The sequence below is a fragment of the Caulobacter sp. Root1455 genome (genome assembly GCF_001426905.1).
GTDB lineage: Bacteria > Pseudomonadota > Alphaproteobacteria > Caulobacterales > Caulobacteraceae > Caulobacter.
This window is the reverse complement of the sequence record NZ_LMFQ01000021.1, coordinates 58,852-85,714: the sequence shown is the minus strand read 5'-3', so window position 1 is coordinate 85,714 and position 26,863 is coordinate 58,852. Positions and strand designations below refer to the sequence as shown.

Below are 26,863 nucleotides of genomic sequence, written 5' to 3'. Positions count from 1 at the left end.
CGTCCGCTGTCAGTGCCTCGCGGATCGGGCGTAGGTGCCGGACGGCAATCCGCCCCTCAATCGGGATAGGGGAAAGCCTTGCGGCCTCCCCCCTCCTCCCACACCACCGTGCGTACGGGTCCGTACACGGCGGTTCGGCGGATTAAGCGTGGACCAGGGTCTCCATGGCCAGGAGACCCAGGCTTTTGAAGCGAGCCTTGGAGAAGCCTCGGTGCATCGCCGTCGTGAGACTGAGCCGCCAGGGTCCCTTGGTGCTGAAGACGACCTCGCTGGCCGTCCGCTCGGGGACCTTGAGACGACGCAGTTCACGATAGCGCTGCCCGATCGTCTTCCACTGGACCCACGCGACGCAACGGATGCGCCGACGGATCCAGCCGTCGAGACTGCCCAACTCGCGTTTCTGGCTGATGCCGAAGTAACCCGCCCATCCCCGCAGGAACGGGACGAGCTCGCGGATCATGGACTCCAGGGCGATCCCCCGATGCCGGCCCGTCAGCTCGCGCACCCGGTTCTTGAACCGAGTGAGCGCCGTCTTGGCGATGGCCAGGGGGAAGCCCGGCTCGTTTTTGACCGTAAAGCCCAGAAACGAGCGCGCCCAGGGGTGATCCACCGCGCTCTTGGCCGTGTTGACCTGAAGCTTCAGGCGACGTTCGATGAAGCCGGTCAAGCTTTGCATGACCCGCCGGCCAGCCTTTTCGCTGCGCACGTAGATGTTGCAGTCATCCGCGTAACGCACGAACCGGTGGCCGCGCCTCTCAAGCTCGCGGTCCAGCTCGTCCAGCACCAGGTTCGAGAGCAAGGGCGAGAGCGGCCCGCCTTGCGGCGTTCCTTCCCGGCTTTCCTCCACGGCCCCGTCTTCGAGCACGCCGGCCGTCAGATAGGCCCTGATCAGCCGCAGCACGCGCTTGTCGGCCACCCGCCCGGCCACCTGGGCCATCAGCCGGTCGTGGTTCACCCGGTCGAAGAACTTCGCCAGGTCAATGTCCACGACAAACCGATACCCCTCGATGACGTAGGCCTGGGCCTGCCTCACCGCCTGATGGGCCGAGCGGCCCGGCCTAAAGCCGTAGCTGTGCTCGCTGAACGTAGGGTCCCACTGCGGCTGTAGCTGCTGCAGGACCGCTTGCTGGATCACGCGATCAATCACGGTCGGAACGCCGAGGTTGCGCTCCCCGCCGTCCGGCTTGGGGATTTTCACCCGCAAGACCGGATCAGGCCGGTAGCGCCCCGCCAGCAGATCCGCTTGGATCTTCGGCCAGCGCGCCGCAAGGACGCCCGACGCCGACGAGACGGTGATCCCGTCAACGCCCGGCGAGCCCTTGTTGCGCATCACGACCTTCAAGGCCGCCGCCAGGTTGTCCGGAGCGCAGATCGCCTCCATCAAACCCGCATTCCACGCCGAGCTTTCGGAGTCGGGTCCCGCCCCGAACGCTTCAACCTCTCGCCCTTCCCGGCGTGGGGCTTCACCCCCGACAGGCATGAACAAGTCCAGCTCAAGCTGGATTGGCGGTCGCTGTGCGCTCATGAGGGGCCCGGTCTACTCGCTCTTTCCTTCAACCCCTTGCGGGGACCGTTCAGGCCTTCGGTCGCCCCGCCCCCGAGGGAGCGGATCGACCTACTATGCCGTCTGCTGACTTCTGCATCGCGGTCAGGTCGCCTCGCGGCGGCCTCAGTCCCTCAGGGTCGCCCGCAGTGGACGACCCTTGGGGACACGGTGCAGACCTCCCGGGGTAAGCCCGGCGTCCTTCCCCGCACGCCTGCCGGATTTACAGTCCCGCCTCTTGATGGATATGGACTTCACGGTTCCCTGCCCGCTCGTCCAGACGGTGCTGCCTCGTATCCGGTTCCTGTTCGTCAGGCCGCGAGTTTGCTCCACGCTTCCTTCAGACCCCGCCTCACAACGACGCCCTTGCGCTTCGCTAGTGCTTCACCTCCATCAGGTTGCACAGGGGACTTTCACCCCCAAGACGCCGGACATGCCCGGCACACAGGGCGGCTACGCCGTCGCCTACGGCGATGCGCTACGCGCACCCTTGACCGTCAGCTTGCCGCCCGGCCAGGGCTCGGCATGCGGTTTAAGCCGAAACAGGCGCGAGGCGCCTGCGGCTTAACCGCGATCTAGGCTTTGAGGCGCACGCCAGGGCCGCCGCCAGCATCAGCCGGAATGAAAATGATCCCGCCGTCTTCCAGGACGGTCTGTAGCCGCTCCAGCGTGCGTGTCTGCATTCCGCCGATGCCTGATTCGAACCGTTGGACCGTTGAGGGCGAGACTCCGGCAGCCGCACCGAGTTCTCGCACACCCAAACCCAGCGCTGTGCGGGCCAGTCGGATTTGCATCGGCGTCAACAATTCGCACCTCGTATGAATAACTTCACACCACGTATTGACTCCGTTGAGTCCTTGTGCGAAGTATTACGTACACAGTACCAAAACTCTACCGATCTCAAATGGTCGGGCCGAGCGCCTGCGCCGGGAGCCCCCTCATGTCGAAATCAAAGGCCAAAAGTCTTGCGATCTCCCGCCGCGCTCTGATGGGGGCGGCGACCGCCGCGCCCATCGTCGCCAATACGGATGGCTTGGCAGCGGCGGCTGACGATCTCATCGTCCGTTGCGCCAGCTTCGTCGCCATCGACATCCGAGTCGGCCGCTTGGTGCGCCGCTGGGGCGATTTGGAAAGCGAGGCTTTCGCGTTGCCCGGCTGGTTCGACCTGTCAAAGGAGGAGCAACTGGCCCATCCCAAGGGCAGGGAGATGGCCGACATCGACCGGATGCTCTCCAGCCTGTTTGACCAGCGATGGAAGCTTCTAGCCGATCTGCCAGCCGTTGCCGCCAACGACCCGACCGGCGTGGCCGCCAAGATTGCCGTAGCCGCCAGGGCGGTCGATCCCGAAGACCACGAGGAGGCTCATCACCTCATCGCTGGCGCGGCCCGTGATCTGGCCAACATGCGTTGTCCCGACTGTCATCGCCCCCTGGTGCTTGAGGGCTGGATCGACTGGTCGATCCGCACGGGTCGGGAGTGAAAGCGGGTGAACCGCGCTCTAACCGTCGTTGAGGCCTTGCAGGTCTGGATCGAGGCTTGGCGTTTCGCTCGTCAGGAATCGCCCGCCATGACCGACGACCAGCGCCCCGCGCTCCAACGCTTCCGCCCCGCCAACGATGACAGCGCTTCATACGCTGTAGGTACGGTTTCGCCGCAGCAAGACGCGGTTCTGGCCCTGGCCCGCTTGATCGGCCGCCAGATCGCACGCGAAGAGTTCCAGCGCAGCTTTGCGCCCGCCAACGACCAACGCCCGCGATCGGAGACCGACGAGGGCTAGCTAGGAGATCGTGATGACCCGCGTGGCCATCTACGCCCGCTATTCCGACGACAAGCAAAGTGCCCACTCGATCGAAGATCAGGTCCGCATCTGTCGCCTGCACGCCGACAAGCAGGATTGGCGGGTGGTGAACACCTATTCCGACGCGGCCATCTCAGGCTCGACGGTCATCCTTCGCCCTGGCGTCCAGGCCTTGCTCCGCGACGCCCTGGCCGGCGAGTTCGATGTGGTCCTGGCCGAGGCCATGGACCGGCTCAGCCGCGATCAGGAAGACATCGCAGGGCTCTTCAAGCGCCTGCGGTTCGCGGGCGTGCCGATCTTCACCCTTTCTGAAGGCGAGGTCTCCGAGCTTCACGTCGGTCTCAAGGGCACGATGAACGCTCTGTTCCTCAAGGATCTGGCCGCCAAGACCCATCGTGGCAACCGGGGTCGCGTGGAGGCGGGCAAGGTCGCGGGCGGCAATTCCTACGGCTACAAGGTCGTTCGCGAGATCGACGCGGCGGGGAAGGTGACGACCGGCGAGCGTGAGATCATCCCCTATGAAGCCGACATCGTGCGCCGCATCTTCCGCGACTACGTCGCTGGTAAGAGCCCGCGCCAGATTTGCATCGAGCTGAACGCCGAGGGCGTCGCATCGCCCCGAGGCCGGGCCTGGGGCGAGATGACGATCCGTGGCCATCTGTCGATCCAATCGGGCATCCTCAACAACCACTTCTATATCGGCCAGATGGTCTGGAACCGGCGCCGAGACGTGCGCAATCCCGACACCGGTCGAGCCCGTCACCGGGTGAACCCGCAAAGCGAATGGGTCTACGCCCAGGCGCCGCATCTGCGGATCATCGACGATGACCTCTGGAACGCCGCCAAGGCCCGCCAGGAGCACCACGCCAGGGCCTATCAAGCCGCCGTCGCCAAGGGGGCGCCGAGCTTCCAGGCCGCCGCCACGGGCCGCCGGCCCCAGACGCTGCTTTCAGGTCTGATTACCTGTGGTGTTTGCGGCGGCACGGTCGCCAAGCGCGGGAACAACCGCTTGGCCTGCGTCGCCCACATCAAGGGCCAGGGCTGCACGAACGCCAGCGCGGTTCGCAGCGACAGCCTGGAGGCGCGGGTTCTCGTCGGCCTCAGGGAACGCTTGATGGCGCCCGAGGTCATGGCCGAGGCCATACGGGCGTTCATCGCGGAGACCAACCGTCTCAACCATCATCGCCGGGCCAGCGAGACGGCCGACCGGGCGCGCCTGGAAAAGGCCAAGAGAGCTATCGCCGGCATTGTCTCGGCCATTGAGGACGGCGGCTATACCCGGCCGCTCATGGACCGTCTGAAAAGCCTGGACGCCGAGGTCGAAGCGATCGAGCGTTCCCTAGCCGAGGTGCCTCGCGACGTGCCCGACATTCACCCCAATGTCGCCGAGCTTTACCGCCGCAAGGTCGAGAGGCTCACTGACGCGCTGAACAACCCGGCCGACCGGACGGAGGCGGCGACAGCTCTCCGCGCGCTCATTGAAAAGGTCGTGGTCACGCCGACCGGGCGGCGCGGGGAGGTCGATGTTCGGCTGTTTGGCGACCTGGAGACGGTGTTGGCCTGGGCGGAGGACAAGGCGGTGGGGTTTCGCAGCCCCTCGACGCTGTTCCTGAGGGCCGCCGGGGATGGTCTGTCAGTTCCGGCGAGTGACCGGTCCGGGACCGGGGCTCGCCGCCCTGGCCCGCCCGTCGGGGGCGCGAGCGAAAGCGTCCGGAGAAGGGCTAAGACCCCTGCCTGCCGGACCGCTCCCGAACAACGGCTCCACGCGAAGCGCTCGTCTTCGTCGAAACGGTATTCAAACTGCAAATCCTCCGGGCGAGGCCCGGGCGCTTCGCACCCTCCCCATCAGCTCAGCGGGCTTCCGCGTGAGGACGAGAGGTCGTGCCGGTGAGCACTTGCCCCNCGCCCTGGCCCGCCCGTCGGGGGCGCGAGCGAAAGCGTCCGGAGAAGGGCTAAGACCCCTGCCTGCCGGACCGCTCCCGAACAACGGCTCCACGCGAAGCGCTCGTCTTCGTCGAAACGGTACATCACCTGCAAATCCTCCGGGCGGAGCCCGGGCGCTTCGCACCCTCCCCATCTGCTCAGCGGGCTTCCGCGTGAGGACGAGAGGTCGTGCCGGTGAGCACTTGCCCCCTACGGCCGCTTCGCGGCCGTCTTCCCCCACGGGGGGAAGAGGAGCCGCGTTTCCATCCTCCGCCCCCTATGGGGGCGGACAGACCGCGAAGCGGTCAGGTGGGGGCAAGTCCGTGAGCTACGCCCCGATCCGCCGCGCCCCTTCGGCCACGGTCACCACGTCGAAGCCGGCCATCAGCGCCCCATCAACCAGCCGCTCCAGCGCGCCCGTCGTGCAGCCCCATCGCGACGGCTCGGGCGCCACGTCATGGGTGTAGAGGATCAGCCAGGCCTTGCGCCGGTGGGCCTTGTCCAACCAGTCCAGAGCGACCTGTTCGCCGTCCGCGCCCTCGACGCCGACCGCCGGAGCCTGGTTGAGGTCGGCGCCGGTGGCGACCAGACCGTGGTGCAGGGCGCGCAGGGTCTTGAAGCGGCCCGCCAGCGCGGTCTTGGCGGGCGAGGCGACGTCGCCATAGGGGTAGGCGAAGCTGACCGGCTGGCCGGTCCCCCACTCGGCCAGATGTCGGGCGTTGAGGTCGACGTCGGCCAGGGTCTCGGCTTGCGAAGCCTGGCCGCAGTCCAGGTGAGAGAAGGTGTGGCAGGCGATCTCGTGGCCGGCGGCGTGCAGGCGGGCGGCGTCCGCCCCGGTGGCGAAGCGGCCCATCGGACCCTCGCGGCCGGTCAGGCCGGCGGCGAAATAGTAGGTGCCGCGCAGGCCGCGTTGTTCCAGCACGCGGGCTCCAGCTTCGCAGGCCGTGGCCGGCGCGTCGTCGAAGCTGAACGACACCATCGGCCGCTCCAGCTTCACGCGGGCGGGTCGGCGATGGGCCAGGCGGATCAGCCGGCGGCGGACCTTGCCCTTCAGGCTGCGGTCGGGCTCGTAGGCGTCGACTTTTTCAAATGAGGTCTGCATCAGACGGCGTCCGAATAGAGGGCGGCGCGATAGAGCCGCAGGGCGAAGGCGCGAAGCGGCGTCGGGGCCGCCTCGTTGAGGGCGAAGGCCTTGAGCCCCGGCCGCCAGACCCCCCGCAAGGGCGCGACCTTCAGGGCCTTGGCCGCCTTGTAGCTGGGATAGGCGCTGACCACCTCGCGATGGCCGGCGACCACCCGGGCGAAGTTGGCGGCCGACTGCTCGTACTTGGCGGCCAGGGCCGAGGCGGTGTCGAGGCCCAGATGGGTGGCCGAATTGTCGATGTGCAGGATCGGATGGAACCGGACCACGCGCATGGCCCACTCGACGTCCTCCCAGCCCCATCCGGCGAAGCCTTCGTCGAACCCGATGGTTTCGAAGACGTCGCGACGGACCAGCAGGTTGGAGGTGAAGACGTGCTTTTCCGGCTCCCTGGCCCGTTCCGGGGCCGGGGTGCAGTCGCTCTTCAGCGCCATGGACCGGTGCAGCTCGTGCTCGGGACGACGCGGGGTCTGGTCCAGGGTGAAGCCGCCGAATGCCACCGCCACGTCGTCGGCCGCGACGGCCGCCCAGCGGGTCAGGAAGTCCTTGGGATCGGGCAGCATGTCGCTGTCGAGAAACAGCAGATGCCGGCCCCGGGCGTGCTTGGCCAGGCGGTTGCGGCCCTTGGCCCGGCCCTCGTTGGGCGACAGCACGATCAGCCGGGCGGGCAGTTTCAGCTTCTCGAGGCGAGCGGCCATGCGCCGGGTCAGGTCGGCGTCGCCGCCGCCGTCGTCGAGCAGCACGATCTCGGCGTCGACTCCGCGCTCGTCCAGGGCCTTGAGCAGGGCGCTGGGATCGTCGCGATAGGTCGGGATCAGCACCGACAGGCGCGGCGTGGCCCCCTTTCCGTCAAGGGCGGCCCAGGCGGCGTTGTCGACGAAGGTTTCGGTCGCTTCGGTCATGCGGGTTTCAGTCGGCGTTGGAGAATGTCCATGACCCGGGCGCGCAGGCCGCCGGCGTCGAGGGCCAGGACCGCCGCGCCATAGACGACGGCGCCCACGGACGCTTTCAGGATCAGTTCGACCACGCCGCCGAGGGCCGGCACGGCCAGCACGGCGACGGCCATCAGGGCGCAGGCCAGGCCCGACTTGGCCAGGCCGACCCACGGCACGGGCAGGGGGCAAGCCCGGCGGCCGAGGATCGCGGCGGCCGCGGCCCCGACGCCATAGCTGGCGGCGGTCGACCACAGCGCGCCGTCCAGGCCGAAGCGCGGGATCAGCGCCAGGTTCAGGGCCACGTTCGCCCCGGCCGGGATGGCCATGCAGGCGATCAGCATCATCGTGCGCTTGCCCAGGGTGAAGGCCTGCAGCAGGTAGTAGGTGGTCACGCCCGACAGCCAGCCGGCCGCGGCGATCCAGGGCACGACCTGGCCGGCGCCGGCGCTCAGTCCGGGTCCGACCATCACCTGCGCCAATGGGCGGCCGACCAGGGCCAGGCCGACGGCGGCGGGCAGGGTCAGCAGCACCATGAAGCCGGCCTGTTCGTGGGCGGCGTCCTTGAGGGCCGCGTGTCCGCCGCGCTCCAGCGCCGCGACCAGGGCCGGTCCGCCGGCCATGCCCAGCCAGATGAAGACGACGTCCAGGGTCCGCGAGCCCAGCGAATAGCCGGCGTGGTAGACGCCCACGGCCCGCTCGTCGAGGAAGGCGGCCAGCAGGAAGCGGTCGGTGGTCGACAGCACCAGGGCCAGGATCAGCGACAGGGCCACCGGTAGGCCGTAGGCGGCGTAGGCCTTGGCCATCGCCGGGTCATAGCGGCCGCCATGGGCGCGACGCAGGTCGGCCGGCAGCACGAACACCAGGCACAGCAGCGAGATCGCCCCCATGCCCAGCAGCGGCGCCGCGCCGCCCAGGCCGACCAGGGCCAGGACCAGGCCCAGGCCGAAGCCGCCGCCCGTCTGGACGATGTCGAGCAGGGCCGCGCTGGAGACCTCGCCGGCGGCGCGACGGCGCTCCTGCGACAGCTTGGTCAGGCTCTTGGCCACCACGGCGGCGAAGGCGGCGGCGATGGCGACCTTCAGCGGCGCCGACAGCGGGGCGAAGCGCAGCACGCCGGCGGCGACGACCGGCACGACCAGGGCCAGGCCGAACCACAGGCGGTAGAGGGTGGCGAAGTGATCGGGCAGGCGGCCGTCGGCGTCCTGGCGGGCATGGAAGCGGGCCATCGCCGCTTCCGTCCAGGTGAGCAGGATGGTCTGGGTCAGGCTGAGGGCCGAGAAGGCCAGGGCGTAGACGCCGTACTGTTCGGGCGTCAGGACGCGGGTGAACAGGACGATGGTGAGCAGTCCCACCACGCCCTGAGCGATATTGACCGGCAGATATCCAAGCACGCCGCGCCAGAACATGTTTCGCCCTCAGCGCACCGCCGACCGGTCCCCCAGAAGACAGGGGATGGTCATGGCGATGATGTAGAGGTCCAGCCAGAACGACTGGCGCTCGATGTATTCGACGTCCAGGGCGACGCGCTCCTGCACCAGCCGCGCGGTGTCGACCGGGCCGCGCGAGCCGTTGATCGCCGCCCAGCCGGTGACGCCCGGCTTCATGCGGTGACGATGGGCGTAGCGGGCGACCAGCTTTTCGGACTCCACGTCGCCGCTCTTCATGCCGATGGCGTGGGGGCGCGGGCCGACCATCGACATCTCGCCCTTCAGCACGTTGAACAGCTGGGGCAGCTCGTCGAGGCTGGTCTTGCGGATGAACTTGCCGACCTTGGTGACGCGGTCGTCGTTGGCGCTGACCTGGCGGGAGGCCTTGGCGTCGGCGGCCTCGTGGCGCATCGAGCGGAACTTCCAGACCAGGATCGCCTCGTTGTTGAAGCCGTGGCGGCGTTGGCGGAAGAACACCGGGCCGGGGCTGTCCAGCTTGATGGCCAGGGCGACCAGCAGCATCACCGGCGCGGCGGCCAGCAGGCCCAGGGACCCGATCACCAGGTCCTGGGCGCGCTTGGCGAAGGCGCGGCGCGCGTCGGTGGTCGCGGCCGACAGGTCGACGAAGTGGGCCAGCGAGGCATTGCGCTGCGCCTCGCGGTTCAGGTCGATGAACAGGCTGACGGGATTGGGCAGGACTTCCAGTCGTTCGACCAGTTGGCCGACCCGAGCCTGGGCGGTGGAGTTCACCGCGATGATCACCCGGTCGACACAGGGCATGATGTGGTGAACCAGCAGGCTGCCGGTGTCGCCGAGCACCGGCACGCCCAGCACCTGGGCCGGGGCGCGGTTGGCGCGGTCGTCGAACACGCCCAGCACGTTGACGTCGCCGGTGGCGAGAGCCGTGCGGATGAAGCGCTCGGCGTTGACCGTCGCGCCCACGATCACGACGTTCGGCGTCAGCCGGCCGTCGCGACGGCCGTGATCGACGGCGCGCCACCAGGCCACGTGCAGCGCGGCGGTGGCGGCGGCCAGGGCGATCCCCCAGCTGGCCAGCAGCGGGGCGTCGACCTGGCTGCGTCCGAAGATCAGAGCGGCCAGCAGCACCACCACGCCGACCACGCCGAAGGCGGCCGACACCCGCAGGGCCTGACGGCCCAGGGTCTCGCGACGATGGAAGGTGTAGGCCTCCAGCAGGTAGAGGGCGGGCAGCAGGCTCAGGGCCCCCAGCACCATGGGGGCGAAGACGTCGGGCGTCGGGCGGGCGATGGCGATCGCGGCGGCGGTGACGCCGGCGAAGACCAGGCCGTCGAACACGCGGAACAGCCGCGACAGGCTGCGCACCCGCATCCGGGCCCGGGCCGGGACCAGTCGGCCGGGCCGAAACGGCCCGCGCCGGCCGACGCCCTCGACCGTTTCGTCCTCGATCACGAGACGCGGCGCGGCGGCCTGGACGTCGGGCATGACGACGTCCTCGCGTTCTGGCGGATGTGCGATAGCGGACGACATGAAGCCCCGAGCCCTTTGTAGAACAGGGTTCACACTAGTCTCGCGGTCTGAGCTTCACGTTAACGCGGATTTTTCGAGACAGCGCGTTGTCATGCCGTCGCGAACAGGCTATCGAACCGCTCCCTCTCAGGAGGAGACGTGGCCGAGAGGCTGAAGGCACCGCTTTGCTAAAGCGGCATACCCCAAAAGGGTATCGAGGGTTCGAATCCCTCCGTCTCCGCCATCCCCCTTTCCAACGCCGTCCACCAGCGTCCGTCCGAGTCCGCCGTGCACGGCGCCAAGCGCAACGGCCGCCAGGTGGACATCCGCGGCGAGGCGCCGGCGACCTGTCCCGAGAGCGCGCCGCCTCTGACCCGTCGTCGGCGTCGACTCCATCAGTGAACCCTTCAAGCTTGCCGCGCACCATGGCGACCGTCGCCGAAAGCGAAGCCGCGGCGCTGCTGGCCTCACCCGCCCTGACCGTGAGGGTCGTTCAACCGTCGATGCTTCAATTGCTCCCGGAAAGACGGTGTCGGCGCCGCCCGATATTGACCCGGATCAAGGCTTCGGGGGCATTTTCGGTTTGAGCTGAGCTCAAACCTCCCCCAAAGCTCAGGAGCGCTCCAATGACCGCCCAACCCATTGCCAAGTCATTCCTGCCCAGCCTCCAGCGTCCGGCGACGACCGCGCTGGCGATCCAGCGCGAATTCAACCGCCTGTTCGACGATCTGGCCGCCGGTTGGAACAGCTTCGCTGAACTGCAGATCATGCCGCGCATGGATGTCCAGGAGACCAAGTCGGCCGTCGAGCTGACGCTGGAGCTGCCCGGCATCGCGCTCAACGACATCAAGATCGAATTCGAAGACGACGTCCTCACCATCAGCGGCGAGAAGAAGTCGGAGAAGGAAATCAAGGAAAAGAACCACCGGGTTTCCGAGCGCGCCTACGGCGCCTTTTCGCGGTCGGTTCCCCTGCCGCGCAGCGTTGACGCTGACAAGATCAAGGCCTCCATGGCCGATGGCGTGCTGACCATCGTAGCGCCGAAGAACGGCGTTTCCATCGCCAAGGCCATCAAGGTCCAGGCCGCCAAGTAGGCGCCGCCTGCGGGCCAAAGCCTCAGCGGGCCGTGTAGCCGCCGTCGATGACCAGTTCCGAGCCGGTCACGAATTTGGCTTCGTCCGACGCCAGATAGACCGCGCCCCAGGCGATGTCGTCGGCCTCGCCCATGTGTCCGAGCGGATGAAGGGCGTCGGTGGCCTGGCGGCCCGCCTCCAAGTCGCCCTGGGCGCTCAGGTGATGCTCGACCATTGGCGTCCAGATGAAGCCCGGATGGATGGAGTTCACGCGAATGCGATCACCGGCGTAGAGGAGCGCGTCGGTCTTGCTCATCAACCGGACGGCCCCTTTCGAGGCGTGGTAGGCGGGGACGTCCGCCGCGCCCACCAGTCCATAGATGGACGACAGGTTGATGATGGCGCCGCCGCCAGCGCGCCGCAAATGGCGGATGGCGTGCTTGGTGCAGAAGAACACGCCCTTGACGTTTATGGCCTGGACCCAATCCCACTCCGCTTCGGTCAACTCGTGCGTCGGCTTATTGGCCCCGGCCACGCCCGCGTTGTTGACCAGCACGTCGATGCGGCCAAAGTGCTCGGCGACTTCATCGATCGCCTGCTTCACCTGGGCTTCGCGGCTGACGTCGCACGGCCAGTAGCGCGGCTTGCCCCCCAGGGCGGCGATTTCGGCGACGAGCGCGGCGCCTTCGTCGTGGAGCACGTCGAAGATGGCGACCGCGGCGCCTTCCTCCGACATCCGCAGCGCCGTGGCCCGGCCAAGCCCGAGCGCGCCGCCGGTGATGATCGCGACCTTGTTCTTGAGCCGATCCATCGGTCTTACCTTTCGGACAACCGGCGCCGTCGAGAAAATCCCTGCTGGGTGCGAACGCTCGGCGCGCTTCGGACTTGATCCTGTCCCACCACGGTCACTCTCCGGCACGCCGCCGCATTGATGGAACTCAAGTTCCTCCGCGACGGGTCGATCAAAGGGCCGATCCGCTTCAACGGGGGCCTTTGATCGAGATCAAGACCATCCAGATCGAACCTGCCATCCAATGGTTGGGGGAACGGAGATTGGGAATGGCCCGTCCATTCGAACCGATCGGCTCATCGATCCGCGACCATACCGGCGCCCCGGGGCTGAAGGCGCACCTCGGTCGCGTCTGTTTGAGGCTGACCGCAGGGTTGGTCCTGTCGACCGCGATCGCCGTTTGCGTCGCCTATGTTCCGGCCTTGGTCGGTTTGATCCTCGCGAGCGGAGGATCGACATGGACGTTCTAGAAGCCATCCACGCACGGCGGGCCGTTCGCGACTATCGCCAAGAACCGGTGGCCGACTCCGTGCTCGCCGCGCTGATCGACGCGGCGATCTGGGCCCCGAGCGGGATCAACCTGCAGCCCTGGTGCTTTTTCGTCATCGACGACGCCGCGACCCTGGCGTCCTGTTCGACCCGGGCCAAGGCGGCCCTTCAGGACGCGGCGACGGACCATCCCGAACTGGCCGGACTGCGCCCCATGCTCGCCTCGCCGTCGTTCAACATCTTCTACAATGCTCCCGCCCTGATCATCATCTGTGCGACGACGGCCGATGAGATGGCTCTGAAGGATTGTTGTCTAGCCGCTCAGAATCTGATGCTGGCCGCGACCGCCAAGGGCCTGGGGAGCTGCTGGATCGGTCTTTCGGAAACCTGGCTCAACACCGACCAGGCCAAGGCCGATCTGGGGATACCAGGCGACTTCAAGCCCGTCGCGCCCATCATCGTCGGTTATCCGAACCGCGCGCCGGCGGCTTCCTCGCGACGCGAGGCGGATATCCGTCATGTCGGCAGGGCGGCGTGGTCATGACCTCGCCCCTCGACGCCCCCCTCTTTGTCGACCGCGCCGATGCGGGCCGGCGATTGGCGGCGCGCCTGGCGGGGCTGGGACTTCAGCACCCCGTGGTCTACGCCCTGCCGCGCGGCGGCGTTCCGGTCGCCGTGGAGATCGCCAAGGTCCTGGCGGCGCCGATCGACCTGATCCTCGTGCGCAAGCTGGGAGCGCCGGGACACGCTGAACTGGCCGTCGGCGCCGTGGTCGACGGGGAGGAGGCCCAGACCGTCATCAACGAAGAGGTCGCGCGCATGACCGGCGCCGACGCCGCCTTCCTGCGGGACGCCCGGCGCCGGGAACTCGATGAGATCGAGCGACGGCGCGCGCTTTATCTCGGCGACCATCCCCGCATCAGTCCCGTCGGGCGCACGGCGATCGTGGTCGACGACGGTCTGGCGACCGGCGCGACGGCCAAGGTGGCGCTGCGGGCGCTCCGGCGTCAGGGCGCGGCTCGGATCGTACTGGCCATCCCCCTCGCGCCATCCGAAACCTTGGAGGCGATGCGCGCCGAGGCCGACGAGGTTGTCTGCCTGGCGACGCCGCGCCCCTTCCATGGCGTCGGGGCGTTCTACGGCGACTTTCATCAACTGACCGATGACGAAACCGTGGCCCTGCTGCGCCAGGCCTGGGAGGCCAGCCCGCCGCGCGGGACGGGAGACGTCGAACGGCGCAAGGTAAGTCTGGCGCCGTTAGGCCTGTCCGGCGACCTGCAGGTTCCCGACGGCGCGCGGGGGATCGTGGTGTTCGCCCACGGCAGCGGGTCCAGTCGCCTCAGCCCCCGCAACCGCGCCGTGGCCGACGCCCTCAACGCGGGCGGCATGGCGACGCTGCTGTTCGACCTGCTTGGCGAGACCGAAGCCGCGGACCGCCGGAAGGTGTTCGACATCGACCTGCTGGCCGAGCGGCTTGTCCAAGCCACGACCTGGATCGCGGCCCAGCCCGATCTCTCCCGGCTGCCGCTCGGCCTGTTCGGCGCCAGCACCGGCGCGGCCGCCGCCCTGGTGGCGGCGGCGAAGTTGGGAGAGCGCGTGCGGGCCGTCGTTTCTCGCGGTGGGCGGCCGGATCTCGCCGGCGCGGCGCTCGCACGCGTCTCGGCGCCGACCCTGCTCATCGTCGGCGGCGCGGACCACCAGGTCATCGAACTCAATCGCCAGGCCCTTGCCAGGCTGCCTGGCGACAAGGCGCTGAGGATCGTTCCCGGCGCCGGACACCTGTTCGAGGAAGCCGGGACGCTCGAACAGGTCATGCATCTGGCCGGCGACTGGTTTCGAGCCAAGCTTTGCGTCCCGCCGCCACCCGGGTCGGCGACCGCGCCGCGGGCGGTGGCCGTGACCGCGCAAACGCGCCTCGCCGCGGCGGCCGAACCCCTGCCGGACATCGACGATCCCGCCTTTGCCGCCGCCTTCGACCGCTACGGCGAGGCGCGCGTCGTCCTGCTGGGCGAGGCCAGCCACGGGACAAGCGAGTTCTACCGCGCCCGGACGGCGATCACGCGCCGGCTCATCGAACAGCATGGCTTCGAGATTGTCGCGGTCGAGGCCGACTGGCCTGACGCCGCCGCCATAGATCGACACGTGCGACTGAAGCCGCACAGGGAGATGACTCCGCCGCCCTTCACCCGGTTCCCAACCTGGATGTGGCGCAACACCGACGTCGACGCCTTCACCCGTTGGCTGCGCGCGTATAACGGGGAGCTTTCGGCAGGCGATCGCGTCGCCTTCCATGGTCTTGATCTCTACAATATGCGCGCCTCGATGGCGGAGGTGCTGGCCTATCTCGACGGAGTCGATCCGCTGACCGCCGCCGAGGCCCGGGACCGGTACGCGTGCATGGCGCCCTGGAACAATGCGCCGGCGGGCTACGGACGGGCGGCGCTGAGCGAGGGCTACGCGATCTGCGAACGCGAGGTCGTGAGCATACTTGTCGACCTGGTGCGCAAGGCCGCCGACTACGCCGCCCAGGATGGCGAGAGCCTGTTCGACGCCACGCAGAACGCGCGTCTGGTGGTCGACGCCGAACGCTACTACCGGGCGATGTACCATGGCGCGCACGAGTCGTGGAACCTGCGCGACCGGCACATGTTCGAGACGCTGGATCGAGTCCTCAAGATGCTCGGCCCGGGGGCGAAGGCCGTGGTCTGGGCGCACAATTCCCACATAGGCGACGCTCGTTATACGGAAATGGGCGCCGCGCGGGGCGAACTGAACATCGGTCAGCTCTGCCGCGAACGTTTTGGGAGCAACGCCGCCCTGATCGGCCTGGGCACGCATAGCGGCACGGTGATGGCGGCGTCCGACTGGGACGCGCCGGCGGAGGTGAAGACGGTCAGGCCGTCGCGGTCCGACAGTTACGAAGCGCTGTTCCACGAGGTGGGCGTCGAACGGTTCCTGGTCGATCTGCGGCCGGGTCGCAACGAGGCCTTGCGCGCCGACCTGCGCGAACCGCGTTTGGAGCGCTATATCGGCGTGGTCTATCGTCCCGACAGCGAGCGCCTGAGTCACTACGCTCACGCCAGCCTGCCCGAACAGTACGACGCCTTCGTCTGGTTCGACCGGACGCGGGCCGTGACCCCATTGGCGACCGAGGTTCGCGCCGGCGAGGACGAGACCTATCCTTTCGGCCTGTGATCTGCGCGGCGGTCGCCGCGGCCAGAAACCCTTCGAACCGCAGACTCTCGCTCGCGCACCGGGCGATGCTTTGGGACTGGACGCGATTCACTGAGGCGGGCAGGAGCGCGCCATCCGATCGCGGTCTGATGATGGAGTGGTCGGACCGTGAGCGCCGCCCGCGGGCGCTGGCCAATATCCATCGCCTGGAAATCCTGCGCGCCCTCGGCGCCGGGGCCTTGGGGGCAGCGACCTTCAGACCCGGCCGCCGCTGTCCCAATCGGCGCTGCCGCAGCATCTGGAGCGCCCGCGCGAGGCGGGCGTCGTCCCCGCTGACCGGCAAGGCCAGGCCGGCGCCTATCGGATCGTCGACGTGGAGGCCTTGACCCTGGCCGAGGGACTCCTACGGTTCGTCGATCGGCGGGGAGAGCAGCAGCCATGACCTCGTTCTATGACCGCCACGTCCTGCCGCGCCTCATAGGCTGCGCCTGCGGGGCGGGGGCGATCGCCAAGCAGCGCGCCAAGGTCGTGCCGCAAGCGCGGGGGCGGGTTCTGGAGCTAGGCGTCGGCGGCGGCTTGAACCTGGCGTTCTATGATCCGACGCGCGTGACCAGCGTCACCGGCGTAGATCCGTCGCAAGGCCTGAGGGAGCGGGCCTTGGCCGCGCCGCGCCCGGAAGGCCTGAAGGTCGAGGTGCTGGCGGGGGAGGCCGAGCAGCTGGCCTTCGGCGACCACAGCTTCGACACCGTCGTCTGCACCTTCACCCTCTGCTCGGTCCACACGCCCGGCGCGGTGCTGTCCGAGGCGCGCCGGGTTCTCAAGCCGGGGGGGCGCTTTGTCTTTTGCGAGCACGGCCTGGCGCCCGACCCCGGGGTCGCGCGCTGGCAAGGGCGCATCGAGCCGTTCTGGACGCCGCTGGCCGGCGGCTGCCGCCTGACCCGGCCCGTGGGCGCGGCGATCGCTGCCGCGGGCTTCGTGATCGAACAGGCCCAGACCTTCTACATGCCCAAGGCGCCCAAGCCGCTGGGCTGGTGCGAGCTTGGCGTGGCGCGTCCCGCCTGAGGGCGATGGCCGAGACGGTCCTAGGGTGGTGGCGCAATCATCAGATCGACGCCTTGGTCGTCGCGGCGCGGGCGCGGGCCGTGCTGGCCGCCCATGGCGACACGGTTCGGACGATCAAGGCCAAGGATCCCGACGCCGCGGAAGCCGCCCTGGCGGGCCATTTCGAACTGATCGCCGCGGGCTGACACGCTTTGAGCCGCCATGAGCACGATCAGGGCGGCCGTCGGCGCGTCGCGCCTGAAATGACGCTGATGGACCGTGGTGGACGCGCTTGGGCCCATGCTTTCCTTGGCCCAGACCGTGGGGCAGGGACCGGGGTGCAAGGCGGCCAGATGGCGGTTAAGTAGCTGATTTTATGTATTAATGTACTAAAAATGGCGGACTCCCCCTCTGCCGTCCCCCCAGCCTCCCTTTGATCGACGACCTTGATCGCCCCGCCGTCCGCCGCCTATTCAGGTGTTTTCGGCGTGGTGCTCATGAGTCCTTCTCGTCCTCCGATCCGTCCCGCGGCCGAGCGCAACATCGCCTCGTACGCCGTGGACCTGGCCGCGGCCCTGGGGGCCCGCGCGGCCTTCACCCTGACGGGCGGGATGGCGATGTATCTGAACCGGGCGGTCTCGACCCACCCCGGGCTGACGGCCGTCTACAACCAGCACGAACAGGCCTGCGCCGCCGCCGCCGAGGGCTACGCCAAGGCCACGGACTACCGAGGCGCGGGCCTGGCGGTGGTCACGGCCGGGCCGGGGGTGACCAACACCATCACCAGCCTGTGCTCGGCCTACGGCGACAGCGCCCCGGTGATCGTGCTGGCCGGCCAGGTCAAGACCGCCGACATCGACGCCTTCGGCACGCGCACCCATGGGAACCAGGAGGTGCGGTCGCGCGAGCTGATCAGCCCTTGCGTCAAGCGCTTCACCCGGCTGACGGCGGCGGGCTTCCGCGAGGAGTTGGTCGAGACCTTCGCCGAGTCCTTCGCCGGTCGGCCTGGGCCGGTGTTCGTCGAGATCCCGCTCGACGTTCAGAACGTGGTGCTGGACTACGCGCCCGACGACATCGAGGCGGCCGTCGTGGCGATCCGGGCCCGGATCGCGGCCCAGGTCGGCCCCGCCGACCTGGCCGCCTTGACCGAGGCCCTGACCTGGCTGCTCGGGGCCGAGCGCCCGCTGGTCTATATCGGCAACGGCTGCCGGCTGGCCCAGGTCGAGGCCGCGGCGCGCGGCTTCATCGAGGCGCATGGCCTGCCGGCCGTGGTCTCCTGGGTGTCGATCGACCAGCTGCCGACCGAGCATCCGCTGAACTTCGGGGCGCCCGGCGGGATGGCCCCGCTGTCGGCCAACCAGATCCTCTACCGCGCCGACCGGGTGCTGTTCCTCGGCGCGCGCCTGGATCTGGGGACCACCGCCTTCCAGCGCCAGGATTTCGGCGCCCAGGCCGAGCGGGTGATGATCGACATCGACCCCAGCGAACTGGCCAAGTTCGAAGGCATGCCGGGCACGCGCGGCGTTCGGGCGGACCTGAAGGCCCTGCCGGTCGCCGTCGCCGCGACCCGGGGCCAATCCAAGGCCATGGCGGCCGACTGGCTGGCCTGGTGCGAGGCGCGTCGAGCCGAATACGCCGCCGACGAGCGCCGGCGCCTGACCGTCGACAGCCTCAACATCTACGGCGTGGCCCAGCGCCTGTCGGCCTGGTCACCGGGCAAGGTGTTCGCGCCCACCAGCTCGGGCTGGGCCATCGAGGCCTTCTTCCGCTTCTTCGCCCCGCGCGAGGACGCCCGCATCTTCTTCGGCGCCTCGCTGGGAGCCATGGGCCTGGGCCTGCCCCAAGCCCTGGGCGCCAGCTTCGGCACCGACAAGCAGGTGATCTGCGTCGAGGCCGACGGCGGGCTGATGCTGAACCTGCAGGAGCTGGCGACCCTGGCCCACTACGCGCCCAAGGGCTTCGTGCTGTTCGTGCTCAACAACGACGGCTACGGCTCGATCCATGCTTCGCAGATCCGCCACTTCGGGGCGGCGGGCGGGGCAAGCCGGGACTCCGGCGTCTTCATCCCCGACTACGGCAAGGTCGCCCCGGCGTTCGGCCTGCGCTACCTGCGCATCGACAGCCTGGAGGCCCTGGACGCCCTGCTGCCGACCCTGGACGCCGACGCCGCGCCGGTGTTCGTCGACCTGATGATCGACGCCACGGAGTCACGGGGGCCGTCGGTGAAGACCGTGATCTCGCCGGACGGCAAGCTGTCGTCCACGCCGCTCTCGGACATCCAGTGGTAGGCCCGGCTCTACGAGAAGCCTGGTGAACGAGCGCATCGCCAGCCGCTGCATTTGCTGTGACGGCGATCGGCTGCGCAAGTCGCCGGCGATCCTGATGCCCTTCGTCGCCAAGCGGGTGTTCGACTGGGAACCGGTCGAGATCACCGAGGCGTGGGGCATGAAGACCCTGCGTCTGGGCATGGCCTATCCGCTGTGCAACTCGCTGCAGTGCCGGGACTGCGGGGCGCTGTTCCTGGACATCCGGTTCAGCGACGCGGAGATGTCACGGCTCTACACCGGCTATCGCGACGCCGAGTACACGGCGCTGCGCGAGCGTTTCGAGCCGGGCTACGCGGCGCTGAACACCGCCCTGGCGGAGCGCGCGGCCTATCTGCCCGAGGTCGAGGCGATGATCGCCCCGCACCTGTCGGGACCGCCGCACGCGTTGGACTGGGGCGGCGACACCGGTCTCAACACCCCGTTCCGGGGCGCCGCGGCCAGCCTGTCGGTGCACGACATCTCGGGCCTGACCCTGGTCGAGGGCGTCGCCGCCGTCGATCGCGAGGGCCTGGCGCGGGCGCGGTTCGACCTGGTGGTCTGCAGCAACGTGCTGGAGCATGTGCCCGCCCCGGCGGCCCTGCTGGACGACATCGCCGAGGCGATGTCGCCGGAAACCCTGCTCTATCTGGAAGTGCCGCACGAAGCCTATGTGATCCAGAACGCCGGGGTCGAGGATCTGGCGGCCGGCAAGAAGTACTGGCACGAGCACGTCAACTTCTTCACCGAGACGTCGCTGCGGGCCCTGATCGCCCGCCAGGGCCTGACCCTCGTCCATTTCGAGATCCTCGAGACCGAGATCTACGGACGCACCGGCCAGCTGTTCTGCATGCTCTGCAGGGCTCAGACGTAGCGGACTTCGCTGCGCGGATAGGTCTCGCGGAAGAAGTCGTCCAGCTTCGAGAACTGCGAGACCGTACAGACGATCAGGCCGCCGTCGATCCGGACGATCTCGGTCGGGTCCACGAACTGGAACCGGGCCTGTCCGTCGGCCGCCAGGGTCGCCGCGTTACGGTCGATCACCGCGATCACGTTGCCTTCCAGGCCGTGCAGCGGCCCGCCCGGCAGCAGGCTGCGATGGAAGTTGTCGCCGAAGCCGTAGACGAAGAACTTCCGATCGCGCAGCTGGGCGCGGACCTCCGCCCAGCGCGGCGCCTCGGCGCGCAGATAGGTCTCGATCGCGGCCGGGACAGCCTGTTCGGCTCGGCGGTTTTGCAGGACGACATACTGGGCCGGATAGAACTCGCCCAAGGCGTAGGGCATGGCGTAGGTCCCGCCGGCCACGACGTCGAAGCCCTGCGGCGCGATCTTCAGGATCGCGCGCTGCGAGAAGTGGTTGATGTGCAGCCGGTCGACATAATAGCCGAAATGCGGTTGCGGACGGGCCGCGTAGAGCTTGGGGTCCGGCGTCTCGATGTGGACCAGCCCGCCGTCGCCGACCAGGCCGAACAGGTCCTTGATCTGGTCGATGTCGGCCATGTGCTCGACCACGTGGCTGAGGATCACCAGGTCGTGGCCGGCCGCCGGGAACTGGTCGCTGAACCGCAGGTTCGGCAGGTCCGAGGGGAAGTTGGCGTTGACGTCGAAACCCAGGAACCGGACCTGCGGAAAACGCTCGGCCAGGACGTGCAGCAGGCCGCCGCCGCCGCAGCCGAAGTCCAGCACCGAGCGGATCGGCCGCGAGGCGATCAGGCCGGCCAGGATCTCCGCCTGAGGCAGGTTGCGATATTGGCCGTGCCGCTGGGCCGTGTCGTTGGCGACCGCCGCGTAGTAGTCGCGATAGCCGGTCGGATCGCGCGGCCAGGTGAAGGCGAAATCGCAGTCCGCGCAGCCGTGCAGCGTAATGGCGCTGGGCAGGTGCGGCTTTTCGCCAAAGCGCAGTTCGGCGATAGGAACGCCCGCCTCGCGGTTGCAGATCGGGCAGGGCGGCTGCAGGGGCATGAGCTCAAGGCGCCGTCGATTGCATGAACATCGCCGAAGCGTTCAGCGCGGCTTCGCGCGCCTGGGCCAGGGTCTGCTTCGCTTCGCTCTCGCGCTTCGCCATTTGCTGGAGCGTGTTGTTGTAGGTCCAGAGTTCGGCGAGCTGAGCCAGTCGGTCCGGCCGGCAATGGGCCAGGGTGGCTTCAAGGGCGCGGCGATGGCCCAGGGTTAGGTGGTAACCCGAATAGAGCGCCCGCAGCATGTTCTCGAAGACGGTGTCGACCAGCGTGACGTCCGGCCGGTCGTAGGAGTTGACCTGTCGGTGGCCGTTGGTCCGCTCGAACAGATCGGCCGGAGCGCCGACCCTGGCGGCGATCTCGATCAGCATGCGCGGCAGGTCGCCGGCGTAGTCGAAGAAATTGCCGGCGTTGTAGTCGATGGTCTGGGAGTTCTCGACCCGGTGCACCAGGTGATTGGCCGCGCTGTAATAGGCCGGGGCGTGAGCGTGCTTTTCCAGATAGGCGACAACGTGCGGGTGACGGGTGTCGGAGCGCAGATAGGGCTCCGCGTCCAGCTTCCGGGCGGCCTCGGTGTTCTCGATCTGGGCGCTGATGAAAGCCAGCTGGTTGATCCCGAACGCGCAGAAGAGATCGATGAAGCTGTTGAAGCGCTTGTCCGGCACGTTGTTCAACGAGGTGTAGAGCACCTGGGTCAGGTCGGCGTTGGCCGCGCGCTTATTCAGGGTGAGAAAGCTGGGCGCCTCGCGCTCCAGGATCTGGACCACGCTGCCCACGCCGCCGTCCAACAGCACGTCGTCCGAACCGAAGGCCCAGGTGTAGCGCCCTTGGGCGCGCCAAGGCGCGGCGAACAGGTTGAAGAATCCCCCCTCGTCGCGGGCGTTGACCATATAGCCGAGGCGCGGGTAGCGGTCGGCCAGGGCGCGGATCATGCCGTTCGTGTCGGGACCCGAGTTGTTGTCGCTGATCAGCAGCTCGACCTTGTCCTCCAGCCCGTCCTTCAACTGGTCGGCGATGCTCTGGACGGTGAGCTGCAACTCGGCGGGGCGTTCATAGGTCGGGATGACGATGCTGAGCGCCGGCTGCTCCGCGAACGGCCGGATCTGGCTTTCGGCGAGGGCGCATTCGAGTTTGGGCATGGGCTCTTTCGCTCGGGGACTAGGCCGCCGCGGCGCGGGCGCGACAGAAGGTGTGAAGGGTGTCGAGGACGTAGGCGATGTGGTCGGCCCCGAGGCCGGGATAGACCCCGATCCAGAACGTCCGCTCCATGATCGCGTCGGCGACGGACAGCTCGCCGGCGATACGGAAATTGCGGCCGGCCATGTAGGGCTGGCGCACCAGGTTGCCGCCGAACAGAAGGCGCGTGCCGATGCGGGCGTCTTCCAGGTGGCGGGTCAGCTCGTTGCGGGTGAAGGGCGCGTCCGGCCTGACGGTGATCGGAAAGCCGAACCAGGCCGGGTCGCTGTTCGGCGTCGCCTCGGGCAGGACCAGGAAGTCCCGCAGGTCGGCCAGGCCCGCCTTCAGGGCGGCGAAGTTGCGTTTTCGCGCGCCGATGAAGCCGTCGAGGTGGTCCATCTGCGTCAGGCCCACCGAGGCCTGCATGTCGGTCATCTTCAGGTTATAGCCGAGGTGGCCGTAGATGTACTTGTGGTCGTAGCCGCGCGGCAGGTCGCCCATCTTCCAGCCGAACCGCTTGCCGCAGGTGTTGTCCATGCCCGGCGCGCAGAAGCAGTCGCGGCCCCAGTCGCGGAACGACTCCGCCAGGCGGCGCAGGAACTCGTCATTGGTGAAGACGGCCCCGCCTTCGCCAGTGGTGATATGGTGAGCGGGATAGAAGCTGAGGGTGGCGATGTCGCCGAACGTCCCGACCTGTCGGCCGTCATAGGTCGAGCCCAGGGCGTCGCAGCAGTCCTCGACCAGCCACAGGCCGTGGTCGTCGCAGAGCTTGCGGATGGCCGCCAGGTCGAACGGGTTGCCCAGGGTGTGGGCGGCCATGATCGCCTTGGTCTTTGGACCGATCGCGGCGGCGACCTTTTCCGGGTCGAAGTTGTAGGTGGTCGGCAGCATGTCGACGAACACCGGGACCAGACCCGCGCCGAGCAGGGGATTGACCGTGGTCGGAAAGCCGGTGGCGGCGGTGATCACCTCGTCGCCGGGCTTCAGCTGGCGAGCCTTCAGCTTGGGCGAGGTCAGGGCCGACAGGGCCACCAGGTTGGCCGACGAGCCGGAATTGACGGTCATGGCGTACTGGACGTCCAGGCGTTGGGCCAGCTTGGCCTCGAAGGCGTCGTTGAAGCGCCCGGTGGTCAGCCAGAAGTCCAGGGCCGAGTCGACCAGGCTGCGCATGTCGGAGGCGTCGTAGATCCGGCCCGAGACAGGGACGGGCGACGCGCCGGCTTGGAACGCTTTCGGCGCGTGGGCCAGCGCGTGGTACTCCTCGACCAGGGCGAGAATCCTGCCGCGAAGCGCCGCGGTCTCCTCCGAGGGTTCCTGAAACGAAATGACGAGCTCTCCGATGGCCCGCCCTTGGACGGCCTTGCTGCTCCGCCTCGGCGGAGACCAAGATTATCGCCGATTCGGCGCGCCGTCGGCGCGCCAAACTGCCGCGTGGGGCGCAGCATGGGCGTTGCGAGATCCCCGATCGGCCTTGGGCGCGTCATGACCATCGGCATCGACGAGGATTTCTGGCGGGGGCGGCGGGTGCTGCTGACCGGCCATACCGGCTTCAAGGGCGGCTGGATGAGCCTGTGGCTGGAGCGGCTGGGTGCGACGGTGCGCGGGGTGGCCCTGGCGCCGGACAGCCAGCCCAACCTGTTCGAGGCGGCGCGGATCGGCGACGGCCTGGACAGCGTGATCGCCGACGTGCGCGATCCCGCCGCGATGGACGCCGTCGTGCTGGACTTCGCGCCCTCCGTGGTGATCCACATGGCCGCCCAGCCCTTGGTGCGGCGGTCCTATGAAGAGCCGCGCGAGACCTTCGCCACCAACCTGATGGGTACGGTCAATCTGCTGGACGCCGTGCGGCGGCTGCCGCGTCCGGCCACGACGCTGATCGTCACGACTGACAAGGTCTACGAAAACCTCGAGCACGGCGAGGCCTATCGCGAGGGCGACCGCCTGGGCGGACGCGATCCCTACAGCGCCAGCAAGGCCTGCGCCGAACTGGCCGTGAAAGCCTATTTCGCCTCCTATCTGGAGGCGGCGGGCGCGGCGGTGGGCGTGGCTCGGGCCGGCAACGTGATCGGCGGCGGCGACTGGTCGCGCGACCGGCTGCTGCCGGACGTCCTGTCGGCCTTCGCGCGCGGCGAGGCGGCAGTGCTGCGCAATCCCGGCGCCGTGCGGCCCTGGCAGCATGTGCTGGAGCCGCTGTACGGCTACCTTCTGGCGGTCCAGGCCCTGGCCGCGTTGCCGGGGGGAGGCCTGCGCGCCTGGAACTTCGGTCCCGACGCCGACGGGGCGCGGTCGGTGGGCGCATTGGCGCGGCTGGCGGCGGACGCCTGGGGCGAAGGCGCGAGCCTGGTCGAGCGGGTCGATCCGACCGCGCCGCACGAGGCGGGCCTGCTGACCCTCAATTCCGACCTGGCCAGGTCCGATCTGGGCTGGCGGCCGCGTCTGGACCTGGAGCAGGCCGTCGCGCTGACGACGGCCTGGTGGCGCGACGGCCTGGCCGGCCGCGACCCGCGCGCGACGACCCTGGATCAGATCGACCGCTACGCGCCGTCCGGGGCCCCGGCCAGCGCCCCCGTCGCCTCCAGATAGGCGACCGTGTCGGCGACGATCCGCGCCAGCGGCGTCGGGGCCTCGCCACGCCGGAAGAGGGCGCTCTGGTAGCGTCGGCCGTCTCCCACATACCAGTCGCCGGGGCCATCGCCCGGTTCGGGGCGGTCGATCGCCGGATCGGCTCGCCCGAGGGCTTCCCCGACCACCAGGGCCAGAGCTCCCAGCTCGACGACCTCGGCGCCGCCGATATCGAACGGTTCGGCCGACTGCGCCTCGTCCACCGCCATGTCGAGAACGACGCGGGCCATCTCCGAGACGTGGACGAAGCCGCGGAACACCGGATCGGCCGCGCCGATCGCGATCCGGCCGCGTCGCGCCAGGGCCAGGATGAAGTCACCCAGCGCATAGGCCTCGGCGTGGTTGATGAACGGGCCGCCGAGGTTGAACACCCGGGGGATCAGCACCGCCCGCCCGGTCCGCCGCCCCCATTCGGCGGCGGCCGCCTCGTGGTCGCGTTTCATCGTCGCGTAGGCGCGTCGGGCCGCGGATCCGGCGTCGGGCCGGTGGGCCGCGCCCGACGAGAATGCGACCAGTCGTCGCGTCTGCCCGGTCTCGGCCAGGCCCAGGACCTGGTTCAGCAGGGCGTCGTTGCGGCGGCGAACCTCCGCCGGGTCGCCGCCTTCCACCCGATCGTCGCCGACGATGGCGGCGTGCAGGACCAGCCAATCGCCGTCGCCCAGACGCGCGGCCTGGTCCAGCGGCTCCATGTGGGCTTGGCGGTTTGGAAGTTTCAGGTCGCGGGGGCTGGAGCCGAACAGCCGCAGTCGGTCGGGCGCGAGGTCGGGGCAGGTCGCCAGAACCTGGTCGGCCAGCGCCATGCCGACCCAGCCGGAGGCGCCGACGATCGCCACGCAACTGGAGGGACGCGCTAACCATGCGGCGAACTTGCACCTAGGCATTATCGCCGACTCCATTCTAGACAAGGGAACGCAAATCACGGCCGTAACAGGATAGGCCGCGATAGATATACCAGCCCGCGCTGGAGCCAAGAGCCCTCGCGGCGGCTCCGCGCAGCGGAAGGTGACGTGCCAGACGTCGCTCGCCGTGCAACAGGACCCCGGACCATGCAGACCGTAGACGCTCCGATCACCAAGGCGCTTTCCGTGGAGAACATGGCCACCGAGAGCCTGGCTTCGATCCCCTGGCCGTTGGCCAACCGGCCGTTCGTGATCGCCGAGATCGGCATCAATCACAACGGCGACCTGGAGGTCGCCAAGTCGCTGATCCGAGCCGCCAGCGAGGCCGGCTGCGACGCGGTCAAGTTCCAGAAGCGGACGATCGACATCGTCTACACCCCCGAGGTGCTGGCCGCGTCTCGCCAGAGCCCCTGGGGCGACACCCAGCGCGCCCAGAAGGAAGGCCTGGAGTTCGGCGAGGCCGAGTACGACGCCATCGACGCCTATTGCCGCGAGCTGGGCCTGGCCTGGTTCGCCTCGGCCTGGGACGTGCCCAGCCAGTCGTTCCTGGCCAAGTACGACCTGCCTTACAACAAGATCGCCTCGGCGATGCTGACCCACCGTCCGCTGGTCGAGGCGGTCGCCGCCGAGGGCAAGCTGGTGTTCGCCTCCACGGGCATGTGCACGTTCGAGCAGATCGACACGGCCGTCGAGATCCTGCGCGCGGCGGCCTGTCCCTTCGTGCTGATGCATACGGTTTCGACCTATCCGACCCCGCCCGCCGACCTGAACCTGATGACCATCGACACCCTGCGCCGCCGCTACGGCGCGCCGGTCGGCTACAGCGGCCACGAGGGCTCGGTGGAGCCCAGCCTGGTGGCCGCCATGCTCGGGGCCGTGGCGATCGAACGCCACATCACCCTGGACCGGACGATGTACGGCTCGGACCAGTCGGCCTCGCTCGAGCCCGACGAGCTGAAGGTCCTGGTCTCGCGTCTGCGCGACCTGCGCGAATGGCTGGGCGACGGCGAAAAGCGCATCACGCCCGGCGAGGCCTCGGTCGCCGAGAAGCTGCGCTACTGGCCGGGCGACGCGGCCTAAGCC

General features: G+C 68.7%; 24 protein-coding genes and 1 tRNA gene. 14 read left to right on the top strand and 11 right to left on the bottom strand.

The annotated features are described in order from the left end of the window. Positions 1-142 precede the first annotated feature (142 nt). The gene (ltrA, locus tag ASD21_RS12545) at positions 143-1,381 is read right to left on the bottom strand and encodes a group II intron reverse transcriptase/maturase (RefSeq protein WP_056441397.1); all 1,239 of its coding nucleotides are present in this window, start codon (positions 1,379-1,381) and stop codon (positions 143-145) included. 737 nt (positions 1,382-2,118) lie between these two features. Beyond that, positions 2,119-2,337, bottom strand: coding sequence for a helix-turn-helix domain-containing protein (locus ASD21_RS23365; protein WP_200941438.1), 219 nt, complete (start codon positions 2,335-2,337; stop codon positions 2,119-2,121). Positions 2,338-2,483: 146 nt separating this feature from the next. Between ASD21_RS23365 and ASD21_RS12540 the strand changes: the two genes are divergently transcribed. From ASD21_RS12540 to ASD21_RS12530, 3 genes are all read left to right on the top strand, one after another. Further along, positions 2,484-3,023, top strand: a complete 540-nt coding sequence (locus ASD21_RS12540; protein ID WP_156398370.1) for a hypothetical protein — start codon at positions 2,484-2,486, stop codon at positions 3,021-3,023. 87 nt (positions 3,024-3,110) lie between these two features. Continuing rightward, positions 3,111-3,320 (top strand): hypothetical protein, encoded by a 210-nt coding sequence (locus ASD21_RS12535; RefSeq protein ID WP_156398369.1) that lies wholly within the window; start codon positions 3,111-3,113, stop codon positions 3,318-3,320. A 13-nt stretch (positions 3,321-3,333) separates the two neighbouring features. Then, positions 3,334-5,232, top strand: coding sequence for a recombinase family protein (locus tag ASD21_RS12530; protein ID WP_082554744.1), 1,899 nt, complete (start codon positions 3,334-3,336; stop codon positions 5,230-5,232). 360 nt (positions 5,233-5,592) lie between these two features. On the opposite strand, the gene hfsH is transcribed toward ASD21_RS12530, so the two are convergent. From hfsH to hfsE, 4 genes are read right to left on the bottom strand one after another with little or no spacing between them, the layout of a single operon-like run. After that, positions 5,593-6,366: an oligosaccharide deacetylase HfsH gene (gene hfsH / locus ASD21_RS12525; RefSeq protein WP_056441388.1), complete on the bottom strand. Its 774-nt coding sequence runs from the start codon at positions 6,364-6,366 to the stop codon at positions 5,593-5,595. Beyond that, positions 6,366-7,307 carry a polysaccharide biosynthesis protein HfsG gene (hfsG, locus tag ASD21_RS12520; RefSeq protein WP_056441384.1) on the bottom strand — a complete coding sequence of 314 codons (942 nt, stop codon included), beginning with the start codon at positions 7,305-7,307 and terminating at the stop codon, positions 6,366-6,368. Before hfsG ends, hfsH begins: the two co-directional genes overlap by 1 nt. Then, complete coding sequence (gene hfsF, locus ASD21_RS12515; RefSeq protein ID WP_056441381.1) at positions 7,304-8,746, bottom strand: polysaccharide biosynthesis protein HfsF; 1,443 nt, start codon at positions 8,744-8,746, stop codon at positions 7,304-7,306. The genes hfsG and hfsF overlap by 4 nt, the downstream gene beginning before the upstream one ends. Positions 8,747-8,755: 9 nt before the next feature. After that, positions 8,756-10,231 (bottom strand): polysaccharide biosynthesis protein HfsE, encoded by a 1,476-nt coding sequence (gene hfsE, locus ASD21_RS12510; protein ID WP_235524882.1) that lies wholly within the window; start codon positions 10,229-10,231, stop codon positions 8,756-8,758. Between the two features lie 177 nt (positions 10,232-10,408). On the opposite strand from hfsE, the gene ASD21_RS12505 reads away from it, so the two are divergent. Then, a tRNA-Ser gene (locus ASD21_RS12505) sits at positions 10,409-10,499 on the top strand. 382 nt (positions 10,500-10,881) lie between these two features. After that, the gene (locus ASD21_RS12500) at positions 10,882-11,349 is read left to right on the top strand and encodes an Hsp20/alpha crystallin family protein (RefSeq protein ID WP_056441374.1); all 468 of its coding nucleotides are present in this window, start codon (positions 10,882-10,884) and stop codon (positions 11,347-11,349) included. 22 nt (positions 11,350-11,371) lie between these two features. Here the strand turns inward: ASD21_RS12500 and ASD21_RS12495 are convergent, their stop codons facing one another. After that, positions 11,372-12,139, bottom strand: a complete 768-nt coding sequence (locus tag ASD21_RS12495) for an SDR family NAD(P)-dependent oxidoreductase (RefSeq protein WP_056441371.1) — start codon at positions 12,137-12,139, stop codon at positions 11,372-11,374. Positions 12,140-12,321: 182 nt separating this feature from the next. On the opposite strand from ASD21_RS12495, the gene ASD21_RS12490 reads away from it, so the two are divergent. From ASD21_RS12490 to ASD21_RS12460, 7 genes are all read left to right on the top strand, one after another. After that, complete coding sequence (locus ASD21_RS12490; RefSeq protein ID WP_056441368.1) at positions 12,322-12,588, top strand: hypothetical protein; 267 nt, start codon at positions 12,322-12,324, stop codon at positions 12,586-12,588. Beyond that, entirely contained in the window at positions 12,576-13,151 is a 576-nt protein-coding gene (locus ASD21_RS12485; RefSeq protein ID WP_082554743.1) for a nitroreductase family protein, read from the top strand. The genes ASD21_RS12490 and ASD21_RS12485 overlap by 13 nt, the downstream gene beginning before the upstream one ends. Beyond that, positions 13,148-15,802, top strand: a complete 2,655-nt coding sequence (locus tag ASD21_RS12480; RefSeq protein ID WP_056441363.1) for an erythromycin esterase family protein — start codon at positions 13,148-13,150, stop codon at positions 15,800-15,802. Before ASD21_RS12485 ends, ASD21_RS12480 begins: the two co-directional genes overlap by 4 nt. 417 nt (positions 15,803-16,219) lie before the next feature. After that, the gene (locus ASD21_RS12475; RefSeq protein ID WP_056441360.1) at positions 16,220-16,843 is read left to right on the top strand and encodes a class I SAM-dependent methyltransferase; all 624 of its coding nucleotides are present in this window, start codon (positions 16,220-16,222) and stop codon (positions 16,841-16,843) included. 5 nt (positions 16,844-16,848) lie between these two features. After that, positions 16,849-17,028 (top strand): hypothetical protein, encoded by a 180-nt coding sequence (locus ASD21_RS12470; RefSeq protein ID WP_056441357.1) that lies wholly within the window; start codon positions 16,849-16,851, stop codon positions 17,026-17,028. 291 nt (positions 17,029-17,319) lie between these two features. Further along, positions 17,320-19,110 (top strand): thiamine pyrophosphate-binding protein, encoded by a 1,791-nt coding sequence (locus ASD21_RS12465; RefSeq protein WP_082554775.1) that lies wholly within the window; start codon positions 17,320-17,322, stop codon positions 19,108-19,110. A 22-nt stretch (positions 19,111-19,132) separates the two neighbouring features. Continuing rightward, positions 19,133-19,999, top strand: coding sequence for a class I SAM-dependent methyltransferase (locus ASD21_RS12460; protein ID WP_200941431.1), 867 nt, complete (start codon positions 19,133-19,135; stop codon positions 19,997-19,999). On the opposite strand, the gene ASD21_RS12455 is transcribed toward ASD21_RS12460, so the two are convergent. Genes ASD21_RS12455 through rfbH form a run of 3 tightly spaced genes read right to left on the bottom strand, consistent with a single transcriptional unit; the run spans position 19,990 to position 23,507 of the window. Continuing rightward, the gene (locus ASD21_RS12455; protein ID WP_056441351.1) at positions 19,990-21,087 is read right to left on the bottom strand and encodes a class I SAM-dependent methyltransferase; all 1,098 of its coding nucleotides are present in this window, start codon (positions 21,085-21,087) and stop codon (positions 19,990-19,992) included. The two genes, ASD21_RS12460 and ASD21_RS12455, sit on opposite strands and share 10 nt — an antisense overlap. A 4-nt stretch (positions 21,088-21,091) precedes the next feature. Beyond that, positions 21,092-22,222 carry a glycosyltransferase family 2 protein gene (locus tag ASD21_RS12450; RefSeq protein ID WP_056441348.1) on the bottom strand — a complete coding sequence of 377 codons (1,131 nt, stop codon included), beginning with the start codon at positions 22,220-22,222 and terminating at the stop codon, positions 21,092-21,094. A 19-nt stretch (positions 22,223-22,241) separates the two neighbouring features. After that, the gene (gene rfbH, locus ASD21_RS12445) at positions 22,242-23,507 is read right to left on the bottom strand and encodes a lipopolysaccharide biosynthesis protein RfbH (RefSeq protein ID WP_442856977.1); all 1,266 of its coding nucleotides are present in this window, start codon (positions 23,505-23,507) and stop codon (positions 22,242-22,244) included. A gap of 234 nt (positions 23,508-23,741) precedes the next feature. Between rfbH and rfbG the strand changes: the two genes are divergently transcribed. Beyond that, a complete protein-coding gene (gene rfbG, locus ASD21_RS12440) occupies positions 23,742-24,842 on the top strand; it encodes a CDP-glucose 4,6-dehydratase (RefSeq protein ID WP_056441343.1) in 1,101 nt (366 codons plus the stop codon). Here rfbG and ASD21_RS12435 read toward each other — a convergent pair. Then, positions 24,794-25,762, bottom strand: a complete 969-nt coding sequence (locus ASD21_RS12435) for an NAD-dependent epimerase/dehydratase family protein (protein ID WP_235524881.1) — start codon at positions 25,760-25,762, stop codon at positions 24,794-24,796. The genes rfbG and ASD21_RS12435 overlap by 49 nt on opposite strands. A gap of 165 nt (positions 25,763-25,927) precedes the next feature. Here ASD21_RS12435 and ASD21_RS12430 point away from each other — a divergent pair, with 165 nt between their 5' ends. Next, a complete protein-coding gene (locus ASD21_RS12430; protein WP_082554742.1) occupies positions 25,928-26,860 on the top strand; it encodes an N-acetylneuraminate synthase family protein in 933 nt (310 codons plus the stop codon). Positions 26,861-26,863 lie beyond the last annotated feature (3 nt).

Coding starts and splice junctions, on each gene's coding strand:
- ASD21_RS12535 (WP_156398369.1), top strand. CDS start 3,111: ATGACCGACGACCAGCGCCCCGCGCTCCAACGCTTCCGCCCCGCCAAC.
- hfsF (WP_056441381.1), bottom strand. CDS start 8,746: ATGTTCTGGCGCGGCGTGCTTGGATATCTGCCGGTCAATATCGCTCAG.
- ASD21_RS12430 (WP_082554742.1), top strand. CDS start 25,928: ATGCAGACCGTAGACGCTCCGATCACCAAGGCGCTTTCCGTGGAGAAC.
- hfsG (WP_056441384.1), bottom strand. CDS start 7,307: ATGACCGAAGCGACCGAAACCTTCGTCGACAACGCCGCCTGGGCCGCC.
- hfsE (WP_235524882.1), bottom strand. CDS start 10,231: ATGCCCGACGTCCAGGCCGCCGCGCCGCGTCTCGTGATCGAGGACGAA.
- rfbG (WP_056441343.1), top strand. CDS start 23,742: ATGACCATCGGCATCGACGAGGATTTCTGGCGGGGGCGGCGGGTGCTG.
- ASD21_RS12495 (WP_056441371.1), bottom strand. CDS start 12,139: ATGGATCGGCTCAAGAACAAGGTCGCGATCATCACCGGCGGCGCGCTC.
- ASD21_RS12540 (WP_156398370.1), top strand. CDS start 2,484: ATGTCGAAATCAAAGGCCAAAAGTCTTGCGATCTCCCGCCGCGCTCTG.
- ASD21_RS12465 (WP_082554775.1), top strand. CDS start 17,320: ATGAGTCCTTCTCGTCCTCCGATCCGTCCCGCGGCCGAGCGCAACATC.
- ASD21_RS12475 (WP_056441360.1), top strand. CDS start 16,220: ATGACCTCGTTCTATGACCGCCACGTCCTGCCGCGCCTCATAGGCTGC.
- ASD21_RS12450 (WP_056441348.1), bottom strand. CDS start 22,222: ATGCCCAAACTCGAATGCGCCCTCGCCGAAAGCCAGATCCGGCCGTTC.
- hfsH (WP_056441388.1), bottom strand. CDS start 6,366: ATGCAGACCTCATTTGAAAAAGTCGACGCCTACGAGCCCGACCGCAGC.
- ASD21_RS12470 (WP_056441357.1), top strand. CDS start 16,849: ATGGCCGAGACGGTCCTAGGGTGGTGGCGCAATCATCAGATCGACGCC.
- ASD21_RS12455 (WP_056441351.1), bottom strand. CDS start 21,087: ATGCCCCTGCAGCCGCCCTGCCCGATCTGCAACCGCGAGGCGGGCGTT.
- ltrA (WP_056441397.1), bottom strand. CDS start 1,381: ATGGAGGCGATCTGCGCTCCGGACAACCTGGCGGCGGCCTTGAAGGTC.
- ASD21_RS12480 (WP_056441363.1), top strand. CDS start 13,148: ATGACCTCGCCCCTCGACGCCCCCCTCTTTGTCGACCGCGCCGATGCG.
- ASD21_RS12530 (WP_082554744.1), top strand. CDS start 3,334: ATGACCCGCGTGGCCATCTACGCCCGCTATTCCGACGACAAGCAAAGT.
- ASD21_RS12485 (WP_082554743.1), top strand. CDS start 12,576: ATGGACGTTCTAGAAGCCATCCACGCACGGCGGGCCGTTCGCGACTAT.
- ASD21_RS12500 (WP_056441374.1), top strand. CDS start 10,882: ATGACCGCCCAACCCATTGCCAAGTCATTCCTGCCCAGCCTCCAGCGT.
- ASD21_RS23365 (WP_200941438.1), bottom strand. CDS start 2,337: ATGCAAATCCGACTGGCCCGCACAGCGCTGGGTTTGGGTGTGCGAGAA.
- ASD21_RS12435 (WP_235524881.1), bottom strand. CDS start 25,762: ATGCCTAGGTGCAAGTTCGCCGCATGGTTAGCGCGTCCCTCCAGTTGC.